The organism is Micromonospora sp. NBC_00330 (assembly GCF_036136635.1).
Taxonomy (GTDB): Bacteria; Actinomycetota; Actinomycetes; order Mycobacteriales; family Micromonosporaceae; genus Micromonospora; species Micromonospora salmantinae.
Map to the genome: position 1 here is coordinate 3,634,143 of NZ_CP108012.1, position 18,765 is coordinate 3,652,907.

Annotated in this window: 19 protein-coding genes and 1 pseudogene; 10 read left to right on the plus strand and 10 right to left on the minus strand. The window is 71.7% G+C overall.

Going from position 1 to position 18,765, the window contains the following annotated elements; all coding sequences use genetic code 11:
- Nucleotides 1-30: 30 nt before the first annotated feature.
- The 3 genes and pseudogenes from OG598_RS16310 to OG598_RS16320 all read right to left on the minus strand — a co-directional run bounded on the left by OG598_RS16310 (nucleotide 31) and on the right by OG598_RS16320 (nucleotide 2,739).
- Nucleotides 31-995 (minus strand): annotated as a pseudogene (locus OG598_RS16310) (TIGR03885 family FMN-dependent LLM class oxidoreductase).
- 52 nt (nucleotides 996-1,047) lie between these two features.
- Nucleotides 1,048-2,463, minus strand: a complete 1,416-nt coding sequence (locus OG598_RS16315) for an NADP-dependent succinic semialdehyde dehydrogenase (protein ID WP_328655209.1) — start codon at nucleotides 2,461-2,463, stop codon at nucleotides 1,048-1,050.
- A 12-nt stretch (nucleotides 2,464-2,475) separates the two neighbouring features.
- The gene (locus tag OG598_RS16320; protein WP_091401582.1) at nucleotides 2,476-2,739 is read right to left on the minus strand and encodes a DUF6343 family protein; all 264 of its coding nucleotides are present in this window, start codon (nucleotides 2,737-2,739) and stop codon (nucleotides 2,476-2,478) included.
- Nucleotides 2,740-2,861: 122 nt separating this feature from the next.
- On the opposite strand from OG598_RS16320, the gene OG598_RS16325 reads away from it, so the two are divergent.
- Nucleotides 2,862-3,455 carry an antibiotic biosynthesis monooxygenase gene (locus OG598_RS16325; RefSeq protein WP_328655210.1) on the plus strand — a complete coding sequence of 198 codons (594 nt, stop codon included), beginning with the start codon at nucleotides 2,862-2,864 and terminating at the stop codon, nucleotides 3,453-3,455.
- Nucleotides 3,456-3,575: 120 nt separating this feature from the next.
- Nucleotides 3,576-4,427, plus strand: coding sequence for a GDSL-type esterase/lipase family protein (locus OG598_RS16330; RefSeq protein ID WP_328655211.1), 852 nt, complete (start codon nucleotides 3,576-3,578; stop codon nucleotides 4,425-4,427).
- Between the two features lie 17 nt (nucleotides 4,428-4,444).
- Here OG598_RS16330 and OG598_RS16335 read toward each other — a convergent pair whose 3' ends face one another.
- The 3 genes from OG598_RS16335 to OG598_RS16345 form a co-directional block, all read right to left on the minus strand.
- Nucleotides 4,445-5,200 carry an EcsC family protein gene (locus tag OG598_RS16335; protein ID WP_328655212.1) on the minus strand — a complete coding sequence of 252 codons (756 nt, stop codon included), beginning with the start codon at nucleotides 5,198-5,200 and terminating at the stop codon, nucleotides 4,445-4,447.
- A 49-nt stretch (nucleotides 5,201-5,249) separates the two neighbouring features.
- A complete protein-coding gene (locus OG598_RS16340; RefSeq protein ID WP_167457721.1) occupies nucleotides 5,250-5,396 on the minus strand; it encodes a hypothetical protein in 147 nt (48 codons plus the stop codon).
- A 107-nt stretch (nucleotides 5,397-5,503) separates the two neighbouring features.
- Nucleotides 5,504-6,364, minus strand: coding sequence for a peptidase M23 (locus OG598_RS16345; protein WP_328655213.1), 861 nt, complete (start codon nucleotides 6,362-6,364; stop codon nucleotides 5,504-5,506).
- Between the two features lie 420 nt (nucleotides 6,365-6,784).
- On the opposite strand from OG598_RS16345, the gene OG598_RS16350 reads away from it, so the two are divergent.
- The 4 genes from OG598_RS16350 to OG598_RS16365 all read left to right on the plus strand — a co-directional run bounded on the left by OG598_RS16350 (nucleotide 6,785) and on the right by OG598_RS16365 (nucleotide 10,006).
- A complete protein-coding gene (locus OG598_RS16350; protein WP_091401570.1) occupies nucleotides 6,785-7,705 on the plus strand; it encodes a proteasome assembly chaperone family protein in 921 nt (306 codons plus the stop codon).
- 37 nt (nucleotides 7,706-7,742) lie between these two features.
- Nucleotides 7,743-8,540, plus strand: coding sequence for an exodeoxyribonuclease III (locus OG598_RS16355; protein ID WP_328655214.1), 798 nt, complete (start codon nucleotides 7,743-7,745; stop codon nucleotides 8,538-8,540).
- A gap of 17 nt (nucleotides 8,541-8,557) precedes the next feature.
- Entirely contained in the window at nucleotides 8,558-8,875 is a 318-nt protein-coding gene (locus OG598_RS16360; RefSeq protein ID WP_112584657.1) for an antibiotic biosynthesis monooxygenase family protein, read from the plus strand.
- Between the two features lie 255 nt (nucleotides 8,876-9,130).
- Nucleotides 9,131-10,006: an alpha/beta fold hydrolase gene (locus tag OG598_RS16365; protein WP_328655215.1), complete on the plus strand. Its 876-nt coding sequence runs from the start codon at nucleotides 9,131-9,133 to the stop codon at nucleotides 10,004-10,006.
- 149 nt (nucleotides 10,007-10,155) lie between these two features.
- Here OG598_RS16365 and OG598_RS16370 read toward each other — a convergent pair whose 3' ends face one another.
- Nucleotides 10,156-10,821 carry a class F sortase gene (locus OG598_RS16370; protein ID WP_328655216.1) on the minus strand — a complete coding sequence of 222 codons (666 nt, stop codon included), beginning with the start codon at nucleotides 10,819-10,821 and terminating at the stop codon, nucleotides 10,156-10,158.
- A 217-nt stretch (nucleotides 10,822-11,038) separates the two neighbouring features.
- Nucleotides 11,039-11,779 (minus strand): hypothetical protein, encoded by a 741-nt coding sequence (locus tag OG598_RS16375; RefSeq protein WP_328655352.1) that lies wholly within the window; start codon nucleotides 11,777-11,779, stop codon nucleotides 11,039-11,041.
- 130 nt (nucleotides 11,780-11,909) lie between these two features.
- Between OG598_RS16375 and trmB the strand changes: the two genes are divergently transcribed.
- Together trmB and OG598_RS16385 are read left to right on the plus strand one after the other, a co-directional pair.
- The gene (gene trmB, locus OG598_RS16380) at nucleotides 11,910-12,617 is read left to right on the plus strand and encodes a tRNA (guanosine(46)-N7)-methyltransferase TrmB (protein ID WP_442931479.1); all 708 of its coding nucleotides are present in this window, start codon (nucleotides 11,910-11,912) and stop codon (nucleotides 12,615-12,617) included.
- Between the two features lie 112 nt (nucleotides 12,618-12,729).
- Nucleotides 12,730-15,243, plus strand: coding sequence for a DEAD/DEAH box helicase (locus tag OG598_RS16385; protein WP_328655217.1), 2,514 nt, complete (start codon nucleotides 12,730-12,732; stop codon nucleotides 15,241-15,243).
- Here the strand turns inward: OG598_RS16385 and OG598_RS16390 are convergent.
- Entirely contained in the window at nucleotides 15,221-16,309 is a 1,089-nt protein-coding gene (locus OG598_RS16390) for an acyltransferase family protein (RefSeq protein WP_328655218.1), read from the minus strand. The genes OG598_RS16385 and OG598_RS16390 overlap by 23 nt on opposite strands.
- A gap of 178 nt (nucleotides 16,310-16,487) precedes the next feature.
- Nucleotides 16,488-16,706 carry an LPXTG cell wall anchor domain-containing protein gene (locus tag OG598_RS16395; protein ID WP_328655219.1) on the minus strand — a complete coding sequence of 73 codons (219 nt, stop codon included), beginning with the start codon at nucleotides 16,704-16,706 and terminating at the stop codon, nucleotides 16,488-16,490.
- 125 nt (nucleotides 16,707-16,831) lie between these two features.
- On the opposite strand from OG598_RS16395, the gene OG598_RS16400 reads away from it, so the two are divergent.
- Nucleotides 16,832-17,476, plus strand: coding sequence for a hypothetical protein (locus OG598_RS16400; protein ID WP_328655220.1), 645 nt, complete (start codon nucleotides 16,832-16,834; stop codon nucleotides 17,474-17,476).
- Between the two features lie 242 nt (nucleotides 17,477-17,718).
- A complete protein-coding gene (locus OG598_RS16405) occupies nucleotides 17,719-18,621 on the plus strand; it encodes an endonuclease domain-containing protein (protein ID WP_328655221.1) in 903 nt (300 codons plus the stop codon).
- Nucleotides 18,622-18,765 lie beyond the last annotated feature (144 nt).

Here is an 18,765-nt window from a genome sequence, read left to right on the forward strand (position 1 = left end):
GGGTACGAGCCTAGGGGTACGCCTGTTCGATCAGCCGCCCGGGCGCAGCTTCGGCAGCACCTCGGCGCCGAAGGCGTCGATGAAGCCGCGCTGTTCCTGCCCGACGTGGTGCAGGGCGATCTGGTCGAAGCCGAGCTGCGCGTACTCCTCCAGCCAGCCGACGTGCCGACCCAGGTCCGCCGACACGTTGACCACCTCGGCGACCCGCTGCGCCGGCACGTCGGCGGAGACCACGTCGAAGTGTTCGACGGTCTCCAGGTCCCAGCAGACCGGCGGGGCGAAGACGTTGCTGCGCCACTGGTCGTACGCGATCGCCTCGGCCTGGGCCTGCTCCGGCGCCCAGGAGACGTGCACCTGGAGGTGCAGTGGCCCACGTCCGCCCGCGTCCCGGTACGCGTCGATCATCTCGCGCAGGTGCGCCACCGGGCGTTCACGGTGATCAACCCGTCCGCCCATTCGGCGCACCAGCGGGCGGTGGCCACGCTGACGGCGGCGCCGACCAGCGCGGGCGGCTGCTCGGGGCGGGTCCACAGCCGGGCGCGATCCACCCGGACCAGACCGTCGTGGCTGACCTCCTCGCCGGCCAGCAGGGCCCGGATCACGTCCACGCACTCGCGCAGCCGGGCGGTGCGCACGTCCTTGCGCGGCCACGGGTCGCCGGTGATGTGCTCGTTGCTGGCCTCGCCGGTGCCCAGGGCCGCCCAGAACCGGCCCGGGTACATCGCGCCGAGGGTGCCGATCGCCTGCGCGATGATCGCCGGGTGGTACCGCTGACCGGGCGCGTTGACCACGCCGAACGGCATGCCGGTGGCCTGCAACGCCGAGCCCAGCCAGGACCAGGCGAAGCCGGACTCGCCCTGCCGGGCGCTCCACGGGGAGAAGTGGTCGGAGCACATGGCGGCGTCGAAGCCGGCCCGCTCGGCGTGGATCACCGCCTCCAACAGGGCGCGTGGACCGATCTGCTCATGCGAGGCGTGGAACCCGAACGACGTCATGGGCACACTTCCTACCCACGACGGCACCGGCTGACGCGTGCCGCGCCCCGAACTACTCGGCGTGCGCGCCGGCGCCGGCCGAGGCGGCGCCCTCGCCCACCCAGACCGTCTTGGTGTTGCAGAACTCCCGCATGCCCAGCGCGGACAACTCCCGCCCGTACCCGGAGTTCTTCACACCGCCGAACGGCAACTCGGGGTACGAGGTGGTCATCCCGTTGATGAAGACGTTTCCGGCGTCCAGGTCGGTGGCGAAGCGCTCCTGCTCGGCCGGGTCCCGGGTCCAGGCGTTCGAGCCGAGCCCGAAGCTGGTGCCGTTGGCGACCTCGATCGCCTCCTCGTACGACGAGACCCGGTACAGGCCGGCGACCGGGCCGAAGACCTCCTCGGACCACATCCGCATCTGCGGGGTGAGGTCGGTGACCACTGTCGGCGGGTAGAACCAGCCGTCGCCGGCCGGCGCCTCGCCGCCGCAGAGCACTGTCGCGCCGTTGTCGACAGCGTCGCGGACCTGGGCGTGCACCTCGTCGCGGCCACGCTCGCTGGCCAGCGGCCCGACGTCGGTGTTCGGGTCCATCGGGTCGCCGACGCGCAGCGCGGCCATGTTGGCGGCGAACTTCTCGGCGAAGGCGTCGAACACGTCGGTGTGCACGATGAACCGCTTCGCGGCGATGCAGGACTGGCCGTTGTTCTGGCAGCGGGCGGTGGTGGCCACCTCGGCGGCCCGGTCCACGTCGGCCGATGGCATCACCACGAAGGGGTCGCTGCCGCCGAGTTCGAGGACGGTCTTCTTGAGCTCCCGCCCGGCGATCTGCGCGATGGACCGGCCGGCGGTCTCGCTGCCGGTGAGCGTCGCGGCGCGTACCCGGGGGTCGCTGAGGATGTGGTCGACGGCCTCCGAGTCGACCAGCACCGTGGTGAAGGCCCCCTCGGGGAAGCCTGCTCGCCGGAACACGTCCTCCAGCAGCAGCGCGGTCTGCGGCACGTTCGAGGCGTGCTTGAGCAGGCCGGTGTTGCCGGCCATCAGCGCCGGGGCGGCGAAGCGCATCACCTGCCAGAGCGGGAAGTTCCACGGCATCACCGCGAGCACCACGCCGATCGGCTGGTAGCGGATGAAGGCCCTGGTGGCCTTCACCGCGTCGGCGTCGGCGGGCTCGTCGGCGAGGAACGCGGGGGCCTTGTCGGCGTAGAAGCGGGCGGCGGAGGCGCACTTGGTCACCTCGGCCTGCGCCGCGACGTACGTCTTGCCCATTTCCGTGGTCATGATCCGGGCGATCTCGTCGCGCTCGGCGTCCAGCAGGTCGGCCGCGGCGTTCATCCACTGGGCGCGCTGGTCGACTGTCGTCGCCCGCAGCTGGTGGAACGCGAGGTCGGTGCGCTCGATGGCGTCGTCGAGTTGCTCGGTGGACATCGCCTCATAGGTCTTGAGCACCTGTCCGGTGGCGGGGTTGGTGGTGGCGATGTGGGGCATTCCGTCCTCCTGTCACTCGAACAACGAGTGTCGTACGCCCGGCTCCTCGCGGCGGCGGGCGGCGCGGCGGCGCTGGATCACGACCAGGTCGACCACGGCGACCACCGCGAAGATCGCGCAGAGTACGCCGAGCCAGGCGATGCCGGCCCAGAACGCCAGCACCGCGAAGAGCACCATGATCACCAGCCCGAAGCTGGCGAGGGTGAGCCGAAGGTTCAACGCGCTGTTCGCGTGGCCGACCGTGCCACGGGCGCGCCGGGGCTGCGATCTCGTCATACCCACCGACCTACCCCCGATCGGCCGGATTAACCGGTACCGAGCGCCTGCGCACCCGCACCCGCCGGTGTGCTCCGGCACATCCGTTCGCGCCGCGGCCTCGTCGACCGCAGGATGGGCGCATGTCAATGACCCTCGCCGTGCCGGTGACCGTCTCCATCGCCCGCCGCGTCGATCCCGGCCGGGCCAGCGAGATGGTGGCCTGGATGCGGGCCGGCACCGCGCTGGCCGAGGCGTTCCCCGGGTTCCTCGGCGCCGGCTGGGTGCAGAGCGGCCCCGGTTCGCCGGAGTGGCACATGCTCTACCGCTTCGCCGACGCCGAGACGCTGCGCCGGTGGGAGGAGTCTCCGCAGCGGCACTGGTGGCTCAGCTCGGCGCAGGGCATCGTCGAGCACACCCGGGTCGAGCGGCGTACCGGGATCGAGGGCTGGTTCGACAGGCCGCTGGAGCACTCGGTGGACCCGGTGGAGCAGGCCCCGCCCGCGTCGCCGCCCCGCTGGAAGCAGGCGGTGACCATCTGGCTGGCGTTCTTCCCCCTGAGCCTGACCGCCACACTGCTGACGAGCCGCTTCCTCGACGCGGTGCCGCTGGCGGCCCGGGTGCTGCTGATGACGCTCTGCCTGACCCCGCTGATGACCTATCTGGTGCTGCCGCGGATCACCAGGGCGTTGCACTGGTGGCTGCACGGCCAGCGGGCACCGTGGCGGGACGCATAGCACCGCGACCGCTTCCACGTCGGCACTCTGCCGCATACCCGACAGCAACTTCCCGACCAACCACATCCTGCGCATAGAGTTACCGCGCTGTCGCTCTGTGCTGCGGGAACGGGAGACGTCATGCCTCGACGCTGGGTCGCCGCACTGGCCTGTCTCACGGCGCTGGTCGCGCTGGCCTGCGAGGGCGGCAACTCCGCGGAACCCCGCCCCACCACGAGCGCCAGGCCGTCGAGCGGGCCCGGCGGCATCGCCGCCCTCGGCGACTCGATCAGCACCGGCTTCGCCTCCTGCCTGGTGCTCACCTCCTGCGAGCGCAACTCCTGGTCGACCGGGGACGGGCTGCGGGTGCAGAGCCACTACCGGCGGCTGCTGGAACAGAACCCGGCGATCCGCGACCGGACGTACAACCACGCCCGTCCCGGCGCCCGCGCGGACGCCCTGGAGGGTCAGGCCCAGGCGGCGGTACGCGACCGCGCCGACTACGTCACAGTGTTGATCGGCGCCAACGACGTCTGCCGGGGCGGGGTGGACGCGATGACGCCGGTGGCGCAGTTCCGGGCCGACGTCGACAGGGGGCTGCGGGTCCTGCGGACCGGCCGGCCGAAGGCCCGGGTGCTGGTGGTGAGCATCCCCGACCTGTACCGACTGTGGGAGGTCGGGCACGACGACGCCCGGGCGACCCGCGCGTGGCGGCGGGGCATCTGCCCGGCCCTGCTGGCCGAGGCGACCTCGACGGCACCCGCCGACCGGGCGCGCCGGGCCGCCGTCCGGGACCGGATCGACGCGTACAACGCCGAGTTGAAGGCGTCCTGCCGGGCGTACGGATCACGGTGCCGGCACGACGGCGGCGCGTTGCACAAGGTCCGGTTCACCCTGGACCTGCTCAACCCGCTGGACTGGTTCCACCCCAACGCCACCGGCCAGGGCCGCATCGCCGAGGTGACCTGGCGCTCCTCCGGCCTGGCCGGCTGACCACCCCGGACGGGCCGTCAGGGTTGGCGCGGCTCCGGGACGGCGTTGCCGCGGGAGCCGTAGAGGGCCCGGGACCGCTGGGCGAGGTCCTTTGTAGCCGACGAGTTGGCCCAGGTGCCGAGCACGATGGCCGCGCCGGGGACGATCTTGGCGACCATCCGCTTCGCGGCCCGGACGCCGGCCATCTGGGCCAGCCGGATGCCGAGTTGCAGCATGACCCGACCGAGCGGACGCTGGCCGCCCAGGCCGAAGAGCGCGTCGGCGCGTTCCCGACCGGCGGCCACGCCGAGCGCCAGCCGGGCGCTCTCGGCGACCTTGTGCACCCGCTGGAGCACCAGCAGGTCGGTGGCGCGGTCATTGTGCAGGGGGTCGACGTCGTACGCGGCGGCGATGTGCAGCACCATCCGCGCCTGGGTCCAGGCCAGCACGCCCACGTCGATCACGGCGCCGGGCAGCCCGGCCGCGCCGGAGACCGCGCCGGACAGTCGGGCCAGGTTGACGAACTTGCGGGCCGCCTGGTCGGCAAGGACGTCGGCGGAAACCCCGGGCTGCTCGGCCCGGGCACGGGCGGCCCACTGCACGGCTTCCGGCCCGAGGCGGCGCACCGCCTCCAGGGCAAGGTGCTCCGGCGCGTACTGCGGGTCGTCACGCATCCGGTCCCAGAGCCGGGCCGGCGGACCCTCGGGGGCGTCCACCGGCCCGGCCGGCAGGTCGACGGACGGTTGCGGAGTAGGGGCGGCGGGCTGACCGCCGACGGGCGGAGTGTCGGTCACCAGGTCTCCCCAGGGGTGGAAACGGTGGACAGGGCGGCCGATGGAGCGGTCAGCGGCGGCGGTTGGACAGCCGAGCCGCCAACCCCTTCAGCTTCTGCTGGTTGCCCGGCTTGGCCATCTCTCGACGACCTCGCTCGACCAACTGCTGCCCCTTCGGCGATCTCAGGAACGTGGTGATCCGCTGCATCAGTGACATGGCGTCCTCCTGTCGATGGTCCCGTACTCATGTGTACCCCGAACCCGCAACACATGTACCCGGGATGCGACAGCCTCAACCCCTGACCGTCCATAGTGGGCGGTAGGTTACCGCCCCGCCGGCACGATGGCGTCAACGACCCGGGTGGCCCGCCACTCGTGCTGCTGGTAGTGCTCGGGGTACGCGGAGACCTGCACCGCCTGGGCGGCGTCGGTGAGCCGCATCCGCTGCCAGCCGGGCACCTGCTCCAGCGCGCTGAGGAACTGCCGGGTGGCGAACTCGGGGTCCATCAGCCGCCCCACCGGACCCCAGCCGCTGCTGGAACGCTGTTGGAACAACCCGACCGAGTCGTGGTCCCAGCCGACGCCCTGGTGCGGATAGTCCTGCGACTCGGGCAGCACGCCGCTGGCCACGTTGTAGAGGTTGCTCTCCTGCATGGCGGTAGCCACAGCGATCACCAGACCCCGGCGCGGCACACCCATCTTGCGGCCGGTACGGACGATCGCCTCGGCGTTCTCCATCTGGTCCTCGTCCAGCCCGGCGACGGGCGCCGGGTCGGTCGGGCGAGCCGGGGCGACCTTGCGGGCCGGCGCGCTGGTGTCCGGATCGGCGGGGCTCGCCGCGGCGGACTGGGCGGCGGCGGAGGCGCTCGGGGTAGCCGTGCGGTCGAGGGAACGGGAGGCGCGCTGCTGCTCGGCGCGCTGCGCCAGCTCGGAGCTGGAGAGCGATCCACTCCGGGTCGCCGCGTCGGCACCCTCGTCGCGAATCTGGACGACGGCGGTCAGACCGAGGCAGCACACCACACCGGTGGCCAGCGCCAGCTGTGCCCGGCGTCGACCGGTCAGGTCCCGGGCGTACGACCGGAGCCGGCTCGCGGTGGTTGTCCGTTCGGTTGAGGTGCCATCCTCCGTATCGGCAGTGGGCCTGCTCGGGGCGTACGGGTCGTCGAGGGTGCCGTCGTCACGCATCAACCGAGGCTAGGCAGGTGGAAACCCTGATCACGCACGGTGATCACGTGGCGCTCGACACAGATCGGAGCCGTACTGGTGGACGACCTGGGCGGGGTGACCCGCCCGAGGAACGGACCTCGCGTACCGGATGAAGCTGGCGACGCACGCGGACCGGCACGGGCCAGGACAGGACCGGATATTTCATCGTCGAGCCTGACATGATCGACAAACTCGGCCTTTGGGCCGAACCTCCCCTCGGCCGATCGGCCACCTGGCTCGGCCTGGCGGCGTAAACAGCCGATTAGTCCGGTCACGCCCACCACCCGGCCAACGGATCGCCCGACGCAGGAATGCACCAGGATGGCGGGTACGTTGCCCGAACGGGTGCCCTCCGTCGCGACGGCGCCCCGCACGCACATTTCAGGGAGGTCCGCACCGGTGCTCGACCCACACGAGCTATACCAGCTCACCGACGATCTGCCCGACCTCGGGCAGCCGGTCCTGATCCAGGCCCTCACCGGGTTCGTGGACGCCGGAAACGCCAGCCGACTGGCGCGTGAGCAGCTACTCACCTCGCTGGAGGGTCGGCCGATCGCCACGTTCGACGTCGACCAGCTCTTCGACTACCGATCGCGACGACCGGTGATGACCTTCGTCGAGGACCACTGGGAGAGCGTCGACGCGCCCAAGCTGGAGCTGCACCTGCTGCAGGACGACGACGAGACCCCGTTCCTGCTGCTCACCGGCCCCGAACCGGACCTGCAGTGGGAGCGTTTCGTGGCTGCCGTGGCCGGGCTCGCCGCCCGGCTGGACGTCCGGCTCACAGTGGGGCTCAACTCGATCCCGATGGCGGTCCCGCACACCCGGCCGACCGGGGTGACGGCGCACGCCACCCGCCCCGAGCTGATCGCCGGCTACGAGCCCTGGTTGCAACGCGTCCAGGTGCCCGGCAGCGTCGGTCACCTACTGGAGTTCCGCCTCGGCGAGCAGGGCCGCGACGCGCTGGGCTTCGCCGCCCACGTGCCGCACTACGTGGCGCAGACCGAATACCCGGCGGCCGCCGAGGTGCTGCTCACCTCGGTGTCGCGCAGCACCGGGCTGCTACTGCCCGGAGACGGGCTGCGCTCGGCCGCCGAGGTCGTCCGGGTGGAGATCGACCGGCAGGTCGCGCAGACCGAGGACGCCGCAGCCCTGGTCCAGGCCCTGGAGGAGCAGTACGACGCGTTCGCCCGAGGTCGGGGCGAGAAGAGCCTGCTCGCCCCGGATGCCGGCCCGCTGCCCACTGCCGACGAACTCGGCGCCGAACTGGAACGGTTCCTGGCCGAACAGACCCGTCCCGGCGACACCCCGGGCAGCTGACAGGGCGTCGCGACGGCGGATACGGCAGGCTGGGGGCATGCGCCTGGCGACCTGGAACGTCAACTCGGTGAAGGCCCGCCTACCCCGGCTGCTGGAGTGGCTGGCCGACACCGGGCCGGACGTCGTCTGCCTCCAGGAGACCAAGTGCCCCGACGGCGCCTTCCCGGCGACCGAGGTGGGCGCGCTGGGCTACAGCGTGGCCAGCCACAGCGACGGCCGATGGAACGGGGTGGCCATCCTGTCCCGGGTCGGGCTGGGCGACGTCCGGGTCGGGTTCGCCGACGAACCCGGCTTCCCCGAGCCCGAGGCTCGGGCCATCTCCGCCACCTGCGACGGGGTACGGGTCTGGTCGGTGTACGTGCCCAACGGCCGGACGCCGGACGACCCGCACTACGCGTACAAGCTGGCCTGGTTCGCGGCGCTGCGCGACGCGCTGGACGCGGAGCTGGCCGGCGGGTTGCCGCTGGCGGTCTGCGGCGACTTCAACGTCGCCCCGACCGACGCCGACGTCTGGGACCCGGCGGTCTTCACCCACTCCACGCACGTCACCCCGGCCGAGCGGGCAGCCCTCGCGGCACTGCGCGACCTGGGCCTCAGTGACGTCGTGCCCACCCCGATGAAGGGCCCGCACCCCTTCACCTACTGGGACTACCGGGCGGGCATGTTCCACCAGAACAAGGGCATGAGAATCGACCTGGTGTACGCGTCCGCGCCGTTCGCCCGAGCGGTCCGCTCCGCGTACGTGGACCGGGAGGCCCGCAAGGGCAAGGGCCCCTCCGACCACGCGCCGATCGTGGTCGACGTGGACCTGGTCCCGGCGGTGGAGACGTTCTGAGTGGCTAGGGTGGGCAGATGGCAGTCGTGAAGATCAACGCAATCGACGTCCCGCCCGGTGGCGGCGCGGAGTTGGAAAAGCGGTTCGCCGCCCGGGCCGGCACTGTGGAGAACTCCCCCGGTTTCCTCGGCTTCGAACTCCTCCGCCCGGTGGCCGGCGAAACCCGCTACTTCGTCTACACGAAGTGGGAGAGCGAAGAGGCGTTCCAGGCGTGGGCCGCCGGCCCCTCGCGCGCCGCCCACGCCACCGCCCCCGGCGACAAGCCCCGTCCCCCGGTCTCCACCGGCGCCAGCCTGCTGGAGTTCGAGGTGGCGCTGCACGTCCCCCAGCCCTAGCCGACCCTCGCAGCGCTTGATCCACTCGGGTTCAAGGAATCGGGGTGTCCGAGTCAGTGGGACACCACGGTTTCAAGGATCCCGGGTCGATCACCACCGCGGGGCTGGGTCCCGCCTCAGCCAAACCGCGCCAGGCCGGACGTTTCCGTTGCTAGCGTCGAAGCGGCCCGAGCGGTAGCCGGCCACCAGTCGCCCTGCCTGCCGGCACAGGCCGTTCACGCTGGGCGGTCCCAGGGAAGGTGCGGGATCCGGCCCATGTTCGACGGATTCGAAGAGTTCGACATCGACACGCCCGGCGCGACGATCCACGGACGCCGCGGTGGAAGCGGCCCGCCCGTTCTGCTGCTGCACGGCATCCCCGAGACGCACCTCATGTGGCACCAGGTCGCGCCACGACTCGCCGAGCACTACACAGTCGTCGCCACCGACCTGCGGGGCTGGGGCGACAGCGGCAAGCCGCCGAGCAGTCCGGATCACGAGCCGTACAGCATGCGCGCCGTCGCCCGCGACCAGGTCGCGGTGATGCGGAGCCTGGGCCACGAGCGGTTCCGACTCGTCGGCCACGATCGGGGGGCCCGCTGTGCGTACCGTCTCGCGCTGGACGCACCGGACGTCGTCACCCGGCTCGCGGTCATGGACGTCGTCCCCATCGGGGACGTCTACGACCGCGCCGACAAGACGTTCAGCCTCTCCTACTGGGTCTGGTCCTTCCTGGCGGCACCGGCGCCGGTGCCCGAGCAGTTCATCGACGCGGCGCCGGCGGTGCTCGTCGACTTCATGCTCGACACCTGGCCAGAGGTCAAGGACGCCTTCCCCGCCGAGGTCCGGGCGGCGTACGTCAGGCAGTTCAGCGACCCCGCGACGGTGCACGCGATCTGCGAGGAGTTCCGCGCCGCCGCGACGCTCGACTACCAGCAGGACGAGGCGGATCGTGGGCACCGGAAGATCAACTGCCCGGTGCTGTTTCTCTGGAGCCAACGCGGCCAGGTCGCGAAGCTCTACGACGACCCGCTCGCGATCTGGCGCCAGTGGGCCGACGACGTGCGCGGCGAGCCGGTCCCGGTCGGGCACTTCATCCCGGAGGAAGCCCCCGACGAGACCACCCGCCAACTCCTGGCGTTCCTGAGCTGACGCCGGACGATCCTCCGTGCCCCGCCGCCGGCGTGATCCACTCGGGTTCACGGAAACCGGGGTGTCCCGGTCGGCCCGATACCGCGACTTCGATGATCCCGAGTCGATCAACCCCGGCGGACGGCCCCGCCGGCCTGGTCGGGGTCAGCTCAGGACTTGCGGGAGGACTGGAGGGTGGCGAAGGCGATGACGTTGTCGGCGTAGCCGGTGCGGCCGCCGATGAACTGCCCGCCGCAGGTGATCAATCGCAGCCCGGGCGGCCCGTCGTGGCCGTAGATCCGCTCGGCGGGCAACTGGTCCTTCGGGAAGTGTTCGACGGTGTCGACCCGGAACACCACCACCGACTCGTCCGCCCGGGCCACCTCGATCAGATCACCGGGGTGCAGCTTGCCCAGGTCGTAGAAGACCGACGGGCCGGTCTTCGTGTCCACGTGCCCGACGATGACCGCCGGGCCAGGCTGACCAGGGGTGGGCCCCCGGTCGTACCAGCCGGTCTCGTTGTGCCGTTCCAACGGCGGTACGGCGATCGAGCCGTCCCGCGCCTGCCCGACGGGCGCCACCGGCGCGGTCACCTTGATCGCCGGCACCGAGAGGCGCACCGGCCGACTGGCCGACAACCCGACCGACTCACTGCGGGCCGGCCGGTCACCGCCGGTCGGGGCCAGGTCGAACGGGCCCACCGAACGGCCCAACCCCGCCCCGGTGGCGAAGACCCCGGCCAACACCAACACCACTGCCAACGGTACGGACCAGGGGCTTCGGCCGGAGGGACGACTACGCCGGGGGGCGACGGCGGTCGGCGGACGCGCGGCCACCGACGGGCGGTCGGGATCCGGCGGGCGCTGGGGACCCGTCGGCCGGTCGGAACCCGGCCAGCCGTCGTCCACCGGCAGCCGATCGTCATCGGGCGGCAAGGCGGGGCGGCCGGCGAACGGCTGGCGCGCAGCATCCGACGGCGACGCGGAACGGCCGGGAGGCGGCGGGCGTGAACCGGGCGGCGGCGGGGTGGGGCGGAAGATCGTCATGGCGGGCTCAGCGACGCGTGGCGGCTCGGGGGCGACGCAGCGCCATCACGGCGAGGATCAGCCCGGCGATGGTCAATGCGGCGCCGCCGGGCAGCAGCAGCTTGCCGGTCATCCCGCCGGTGCTCCCGCCGAACCCGGTTGCCGGACCCCGACTCGGCTGGTTGGGGATCTTCTTGACCACCTGGAGCATTGTCGAGGCGGTCTCGCCGTCGCGGCACTCCAGCTTGACCCGGTAGTTGCCGGGGCGGGTGCGCTCGCGCACCATCGGCGCGGCGGTGAGCACCCCGTTTTGCGGCTGCACGCCGATCGCCCCGAAGGCGTCGGAGACCACCGTGGCGCCCACCGAGTTGTCCCGGCAACTGGCCCGGATGCCGACCAGGTAACCGGGCTGCACCGTGCTGGGGCTCACCTCGACAAAGATGTCCACCGCCGGAGACGGTTGGGGCGCGCCGCCGGGCGGCCCCTCCGGCTGCGGCGCGGGCGCGACGGCAACGGCCCGCTCGGGCACGGGCGCGACGGCAACAGCCTGCTCGGGCGCGACAGCAACAGCCTGCTCGGGCACGGCAAGAACGGCACCAGGCCGCTCGGGCACGGGAAAGACGGCAGGCTGGGATGCGGCAAGGGCAACGACGGCAGGCTCAGGCGCCGCGAGGACGGGCGCCGCGAGGACGGGCGTGGCGGCCAGCAGGGGGCCGGCCAGCACCGTCACCAACGACAGGGTCACGACGCCGCGGGTCACTGTCACGATGCCCCCTCTCGACGCCGTGCGGCCGGGTCGGGCGGTGGAGCACCCGACCTGCCGTACCAGTTGGATCCTCTCATTTCCGGTCGCACATCACATCCGATCCGCCGGCGGCGTCGCGTACGCTCGGGTCGCTGTGACCGCCACCGACCATGACCCCGCCGTCCCGCCCGCGAGCCGGACGATCCGCACGTTCCACCCCCGCCGGGGTCGGATGAGCGACCGGCAGACCGACGCGCTGAGCCGGCTCTGGCCCACGTACGGCCTGGATGTGCCGGACGGCCCTGTCGTGCCCGTCGACCTGGCCGACCTGTTCGGTCGCCGGGCGCCAGTGGTGCTGGAGATCGGCTCGGGCATGGGCGACAGCACCGCTGCGATGGCTGCCGCCGACCCGGATCGAGATTATCTGGCGGTCGAGGTGCACACGCCGGGAATCGCCAACCTGCTCCACCTGGTGGAGCGCGGTGGCCTGCGCAACGTACGGGTGGCGGAGGGCGACGCGTTGTCCCTGGTCAACGGCTTGCCCGAGGGTGTCTTGGACGCCGTGCACGTCTTCTTCCCGGACCCGTGGCCGAAGTCCCGCCACCACAAGCGGCGGATCATCCAGCCGGCGCACGTGGCGCTGCTGCGGTCCCGCCTGCGCCCCGGCGGCATGCTGCACTGCGCGACGGACTGGGCCGAGTACGCGGACGCGATGCGGGTGACCCTCGACGCGGACCCGGAGCTGGTGGACGCGTACGGCGGCTTCGCGCCGCGGCCGGCGCACCGACCCGTGACGAAGTTCGAGCGGCGAGCGATCACGGCCGGTCGGCCGGTCGCCGACCTGCTGTACCGCCGACGGTGACCGGCGAAACGCCCGAACCGGAACGCGGCGGCGCGTTCGGGACGCCCGGACGGGGGTCCGGTGCGGGCCGGGTTGGCGTACCGGGGCATGATCCAGGCACCATGGACAGGCTATGACGCTCACCGCCGCGCTGCCGACAAGCGCCGACCCCGACACCCTCTTCGACGCGTTCGCCGGCTGGGCGAAGGAGCGCGGCCTCGACCTCTACCCCCATCAGGAAGAGGCGGTCATCGAGATCGTCTCCGGCGCCAACCTGATCATGAACACGCCCACCGGCTCGGGTAAGAGCCTGGTGGCGATCGCCGCACACTTCGCGGCCCTCGCCGACAGCCGGACGACCTTCTACACCGCGCCGATCAAGGCCCTGGTGTCGGAGAAGTTCTTCGCCCTGTGCGAGGTCTTCGGCGCCGAGAACGTCGGCATGCTCACCGGCGACGCCAGCGTCAACGCCGACGCCCCGATCATCTGCTGCACCGCGGAGATCCTGGCGAACCTGGCGCTGCGCGAGGGCACGAAGGCCGACGTCGGCCAGGTGATCATGGACGAGTTCCACTTCTACGCCGAGCCCGACCGGGGCTGGGCGTGGCAGGTGCCGATCATCGAGCTGCCGCAGGCCCAGTTCATCCTGATGTCCGCCACTCTGGGGGACACCACCCGCTTCGTCGACGACCTGACCCGGCGCACCGGGCGGCCGACCGCCGTCGTGCGCACGGCGGAGCGGCCGGTCCCGCTCATCTTCTCGTACGCGATGACGCCGCTGCACGAGACGCTCGAGGAGCTGCTGGAGACCAAGCAGGCCCCGGTGTACGTGGTGCACTTCACCCAGGCCGCCGCGCTGGAACGCGCCCAGGCGCTGACCAGCGTCAACGTCTGCACCCGCGCCGAGAAGGACATGATCGCCGAGGCGATCGGTGGTTTCCGGTTCACCGCCGGCTTCGGCAAGACGCTGTCCCGGCTGGTCCGGCACGGCATCGGCGTGCACCACGCCGGCATGCTGCCCAAGTACCGCCGCCTGGTGGAGACCCTCGCCCAGGCCGGCCTGCTCAAGGTCATCTGCGGCACCGACACCCTCGGCGTCGGCATCAACGTGCCGATCCGCACCGTGCTGTTCACCGGGCTGTCCAAGTACGACGGGGTCCGTACCCGGCTGCTGAAGAACCGGGAGTTCCACCAGATCGCCGGGCGGGCCGGCCGGGCCGGCTACGACACCATCGGCCGGGTCGTGGTGCAGGCCCCGGAGCACGTCATCGACAACGAGAAGGCCCTCGCCAAGGCCGGTGACGACCCGAAGAAGCGGCGCAAGGTGGTCCGCAAGAAGCCGCCGGAGGGCTCGATCGGCTGGGGCCAGCCCACCTTCGACCGACTCGTCGACGCCGAGCCGGAACCACTGACCTCCAGCTTCCAGGTCAGCCACTCGATGCTGCTCAACGTCATCGGTCGACCCGGGGACGCGTTCACCGCGATGCGGCACCTGCTCACCGACAACCACGAGGAGCCCGCCGCGCAGCGCCGGCACATCCGCCGCGCGATCGCCATCTACCGGGCTCTGCGTGCCGGCGGGGTCGTCGAGGAGCTGCCCGAGCCGGACGAGACCGGCCGGCGGATCCGGCTGACCGTCGACCTCCAGCTCGACTTCGCCCTCAACCAGCCGCTGTCCCCCCTCGCGCTGGCCACCATCGAACTGCTCGACGCGGAGTCCCCGTCGTACGCGCTCGACGTGCTGAGCGTGGTCGAGTCGATCCTCGACGACCCCCGGCAGATCCTGTCCGCGCAGCAGTTCAAGGCGCGCGGCGAGGCGGTCGCCGCCATGAAGGCAGAGGGCATCGAGTACGAGGCGCGTCTCGAACTGCTCGACGAGGTGACCCACCCGAAGCCCCTGGCCGAGCTGCTGGAGGCCGCGTACGAGATGTACCGGCAGGGGCACCCCTGGGTCGCCGACCACCAGCTCTCCCCCAAGGCCGTCGTCCGCGACATGTACGAGCGGGCCATGACCTTCACCGAGTACGTGCAGTTCTACGGGCTGACCCGCTCGGAGGGCCTCGTCCTGCGCTACCTGGCCGACGCGTACAAGACGCTGCGCCAGACCGTGCCCGAGGACGCCAAGACCGAGGAGCTGATCGACCTCATCGAGTGGTTGGGCGAGCTGGTCCGCCAGGTCGACTCCAGCCTCATCGACGAGTGGGAACGGCTGCGCAACCCGTCCGACGTGGCCGAGGTGGCCCAGGCGCACGCCGCCCTGACCGATCGGCCACCGGCGGTGACCCGCAACGCGCGGGCGTTCCGGGTGCTGGTGCGCAACGCGCTGTTCCGACGCGTCGAGTTGGCAGCGCTTCGCCGCTGGGACCTGCTCGCCGAGTTGGACGCCGAGGACGGCTGGGACTACGACGCGTGGGCCGACGCCCTGGCGCCGTACTTCGAGGCGTACGACTCGATCGGGGTCGGGCCGAACGCCCGCGGTCCGGCGCTGCTCATGATCGAGCAGGGCCGGGAGCGGTGGACCGTGCGGCAGATCTTCGACGACCCGGACGGCGACCACGACTGGGGCATCAGCGCCGAGATCGACCTGGTGGCCTCGGACGAGGTCGGTGCGGCGGTCGTGCGGATCACCGACGTCGGCCAGCTCTGACCTGTCCCCCGGCACGATGCCGCCCGGCCGGACCGGGCCGTGGTCCGAACAGTGCCGGGGTACGCCGGGCGGCCACGTCCTCGATCCAGCCGAACAGCAGCACCGCCCCGGCGGTCAGTAGGCACACCCCGGTCAGTCGCAGCGCGATCGAGGCCACCGAGTTGTACGGGAGCATCGGCGCGAGCAGCAGGAACATCCCGAGGCTGGCCGGGATGTGCCACAGGTAGATGGTGACCGCTCGCGCGTTGACCACCCGGAGCACGGCGCCCAGCGGCACCCGGCCGACGAGCGTGGGCTGCACCCTCAGCAGTACGGCGACGAGCGCCATCGACCACAGTGTGGTGCCACCCGCGATGTGGTTGAGGTCGACGGCCCGGCCGGTCACCATGGCGGTCACCACCCAGGTGCCGCCCACCCCGGCGAGAACGGCCACGAGGCAGCCGTACCAGCGCCACGGGACGCGGTGCAGCAGCCGATCATGGTGGGCGAAGCCCACCAGCCAACAGGACAGGTAGGCGGCGACGAAGTAGCCGGCGTGCACATTGGCGAGGTGCATTCCGACCGGCAGCGCGGTGGCGACACCGATGCTGGGCCACGGCCAGCGGCGGAACAGCCGCAGCAGCATCGGCGAGAGCAGCACCAGCCACAGATACGTGACGACGTACCAGAGCCCGATGTGGAACACCCAGGCCCAGGACTGCCCACCCACCGGCGGCACCCGCAGGGGTAGCACCCACCAGAGCAGTTCCGCCCAGCCGGCCACGCCACCCGGCAGTGGACGCCACCCGACGGAGAGCACCACCAGTGCGATTGCGCCGAACGCCCAGTACGGCAGCAGCAGCCGGCGCAGCCGCCGGAGCACGGCCTGCGGACCGTGGCGGTCGAGTGACGCCGCCATCAACGAACCGGCGATGCCGAACATCAGACCCATCGCCGGCACCAGCAGGCTCAGCCAGATCCAGCCGGTGACGTGGAAGAGCACGACGCGGATCAGGGCGATCGTCCGCAGCAGGTCCAGGTAGCGATCCCGGTCGGCTGTGGGGTCGGCGGACTGGACGGCCCGCACCGCCGTACCAGTGCCAGGGATGGTGACCCTGGACGCCTCACCGATGACCACAACGCACAATAACGCCACATCTCGGACAAAGTTTGCCGCACCGCGAACGCGAGTCAGCGAGCGGGCCGTCACCTGGGCGGCTGTTCCTCTGATCAGCCAGCTTCCGCAACAGGCAAGCCGGCCGACGTCAGACGGTGAACCAGATTCGTCGTCGCCGGGCCAGGACGAACAGTGTCGCACCCACGCCGAGCACCAGGCCCGCACCGGCGACCACGCCGCCGGTCGACTGGCCGGTCACCGGCAGGCCGCCTCCCCCGCCGTCGGTGCAACCCGCCGGCGGCTCCCACCGGTACGGACCATTCAGGCGGGTGACCTGCGGGTCGAACTCGTCCGACCCCCACGACACGCGTCGGACCGGGCGATTCGTCCGGTTGCCAGGAGGCGGCACACCCTCTCAACTTCGCTGGGCAATGTCAGACCCGTCGATTAGAATGTGTGTACTAATCGAGTTCCTGACCTGGGAGGACGCCCGTGACCGCGCCCGCCTCCACGCCCCTCACCCCCTACGCGACACTGCTCGGTTTCACTCGCTACGTCGACCGCACCGGCCCCACCAAGGCGACCTTCGTCGGCGGGCTGCGCAAGCAGCGCGCCAGCCGGTCCGGCTTCAACCCGCACGGCCAGTTCGTCAAGGCGCTCAAGGCCGACGTCGCCTTCCACACCGGCGGCACGCACCTGGCCGGGGTGGCCGACATCGTCAAACCGCGATGGCGCCCGCTCTACCAGGCGCTCGTCCCCGGTGCCACGACCTGGTTGCACTCCCTCGGCGAGCCGGCCGCCGTCGATCTCGCCCAGACCCGCGACGCCCTGGCCATGCTGGGCGACCTGCCCGTCAAGATCAACCCCCACTTCGGGGTACGCCACGCCGACGGCCGCGCCGAAGCGGTCCGCCTGCACTTCGACGAGGCCCCACCGAGCGAGGAATCGGTGCTCGCCACCCTGCACCTGATGGCCCGACACATGGACGCGGTGCTCCCGCACGCCGAGCCGGTCCTGGTCGACGTCCGCCGCGGCCTGACCCACCGCATGCCCACCGACGCCAAGGCCGACCAGATCGAACGATGGCTCTCCGGCGAAGCCGCCGCCTTCCGCGCCATCTGGTCCACCGCCGCCTGACCCACCCCGCCCTCCGCGTCCCACCCACCACGCACCCCACGTCCATGCACCACGCGCTCCAGGCGCCCGCGCGGCAAGATCGCGCTCGATCCAGGATGTAGTGGCCTCCGCATCTCGGGAGGCCACTACATCCATGTTCGAGCGCGATCATGGGGATAACGACGCGCATCGGCGCCGGTGTGGTGACCGTGGTTATCCACAGGGGCAGCGTGACGTGACGAGGTTCGGCCAGCCTGAGGCCCATGCCGAAAGTTCCTCGTCGGCCGCCGCAGTTGCGGGGTCGGGTCTTCCGTGGCTCGACCGCCGTCTCGCGGGGCCTACTGACCCGCAATGAGCTCCGCAGCTCGGCGTGGCGACCGCTCTTCCGCGACGTCTACGCCGATGCCCAGATCGCAGTCACCCACACCATCAGATGCACCGCCGTCGGACGCTGGCTGGTCCCACCCGGTGCGGCCGTCGCGGGGCGAGCTGCCGCCGGCCTGTACGGCTGCGTCAGGCCCGACGCGAGCGAGCTGGTCGACGTCCTCGTTCCCACCGCCACCCGGATCGGCCCGACCGCCGGCATCCGGGTCCACCACGGAGAGGTCGACTCCGGCGACATCGTGGACCGGGCAGGGGTCACGGTGACCAGCCCGGCGCGTACCTGCTGGGACCTGGCCCGTTGGCTCGATGTGATCGAGGCGGTGGTCGTCATCGACGCCATGCTGGCCAACCGGCTGACGACCGCGCCGGCCCTGCGCGAGTACGCGCTGAGCCGGGCCGGTCGACGCGGCTGGCGATCGCTGCTCCGCGCGGTCGACCTCGCCGACGCGGGCGCGGAATCCCCTCAGGAGTCCCGTACCCGGGTGCGGCTGGTGCTCGCCGGCCTGCCGAGGCCGGAGACGCAGTGGGTCGTGGCCGAGCAGGGCCGGTTCCTCGCCCGCCTGGACCTGGCCTGGCCGCAGTTCAAGGTAGCGGTGGAGTACGACGGACTCTGGCACGACGACCCCGAGCAGTTCCATCGGGACCGCCAGCGCCTGAACCGACTGCTCGGCGGCGACTGGATCGTGCTGCACCTGACCGCCAAGCGCCTCCGGGATGACTTCGACGGGTTCCTCGCCGAGGTCCGGGCCGCCCTACAGGCACGCTCGCGCACCCCCCGCTGACGATGATCGCGCTCAAACATGGAAGTAGTGGCCTCCCCGTCTAGGGAGGCCACTACTTCCTGGGTCGAGCACGATCATGAGCCGGTGCACGGTGCACGGTGCACGGTGCGGGGCCGCGGGGCGCGTGCCGTCGCGTGGGCGGCG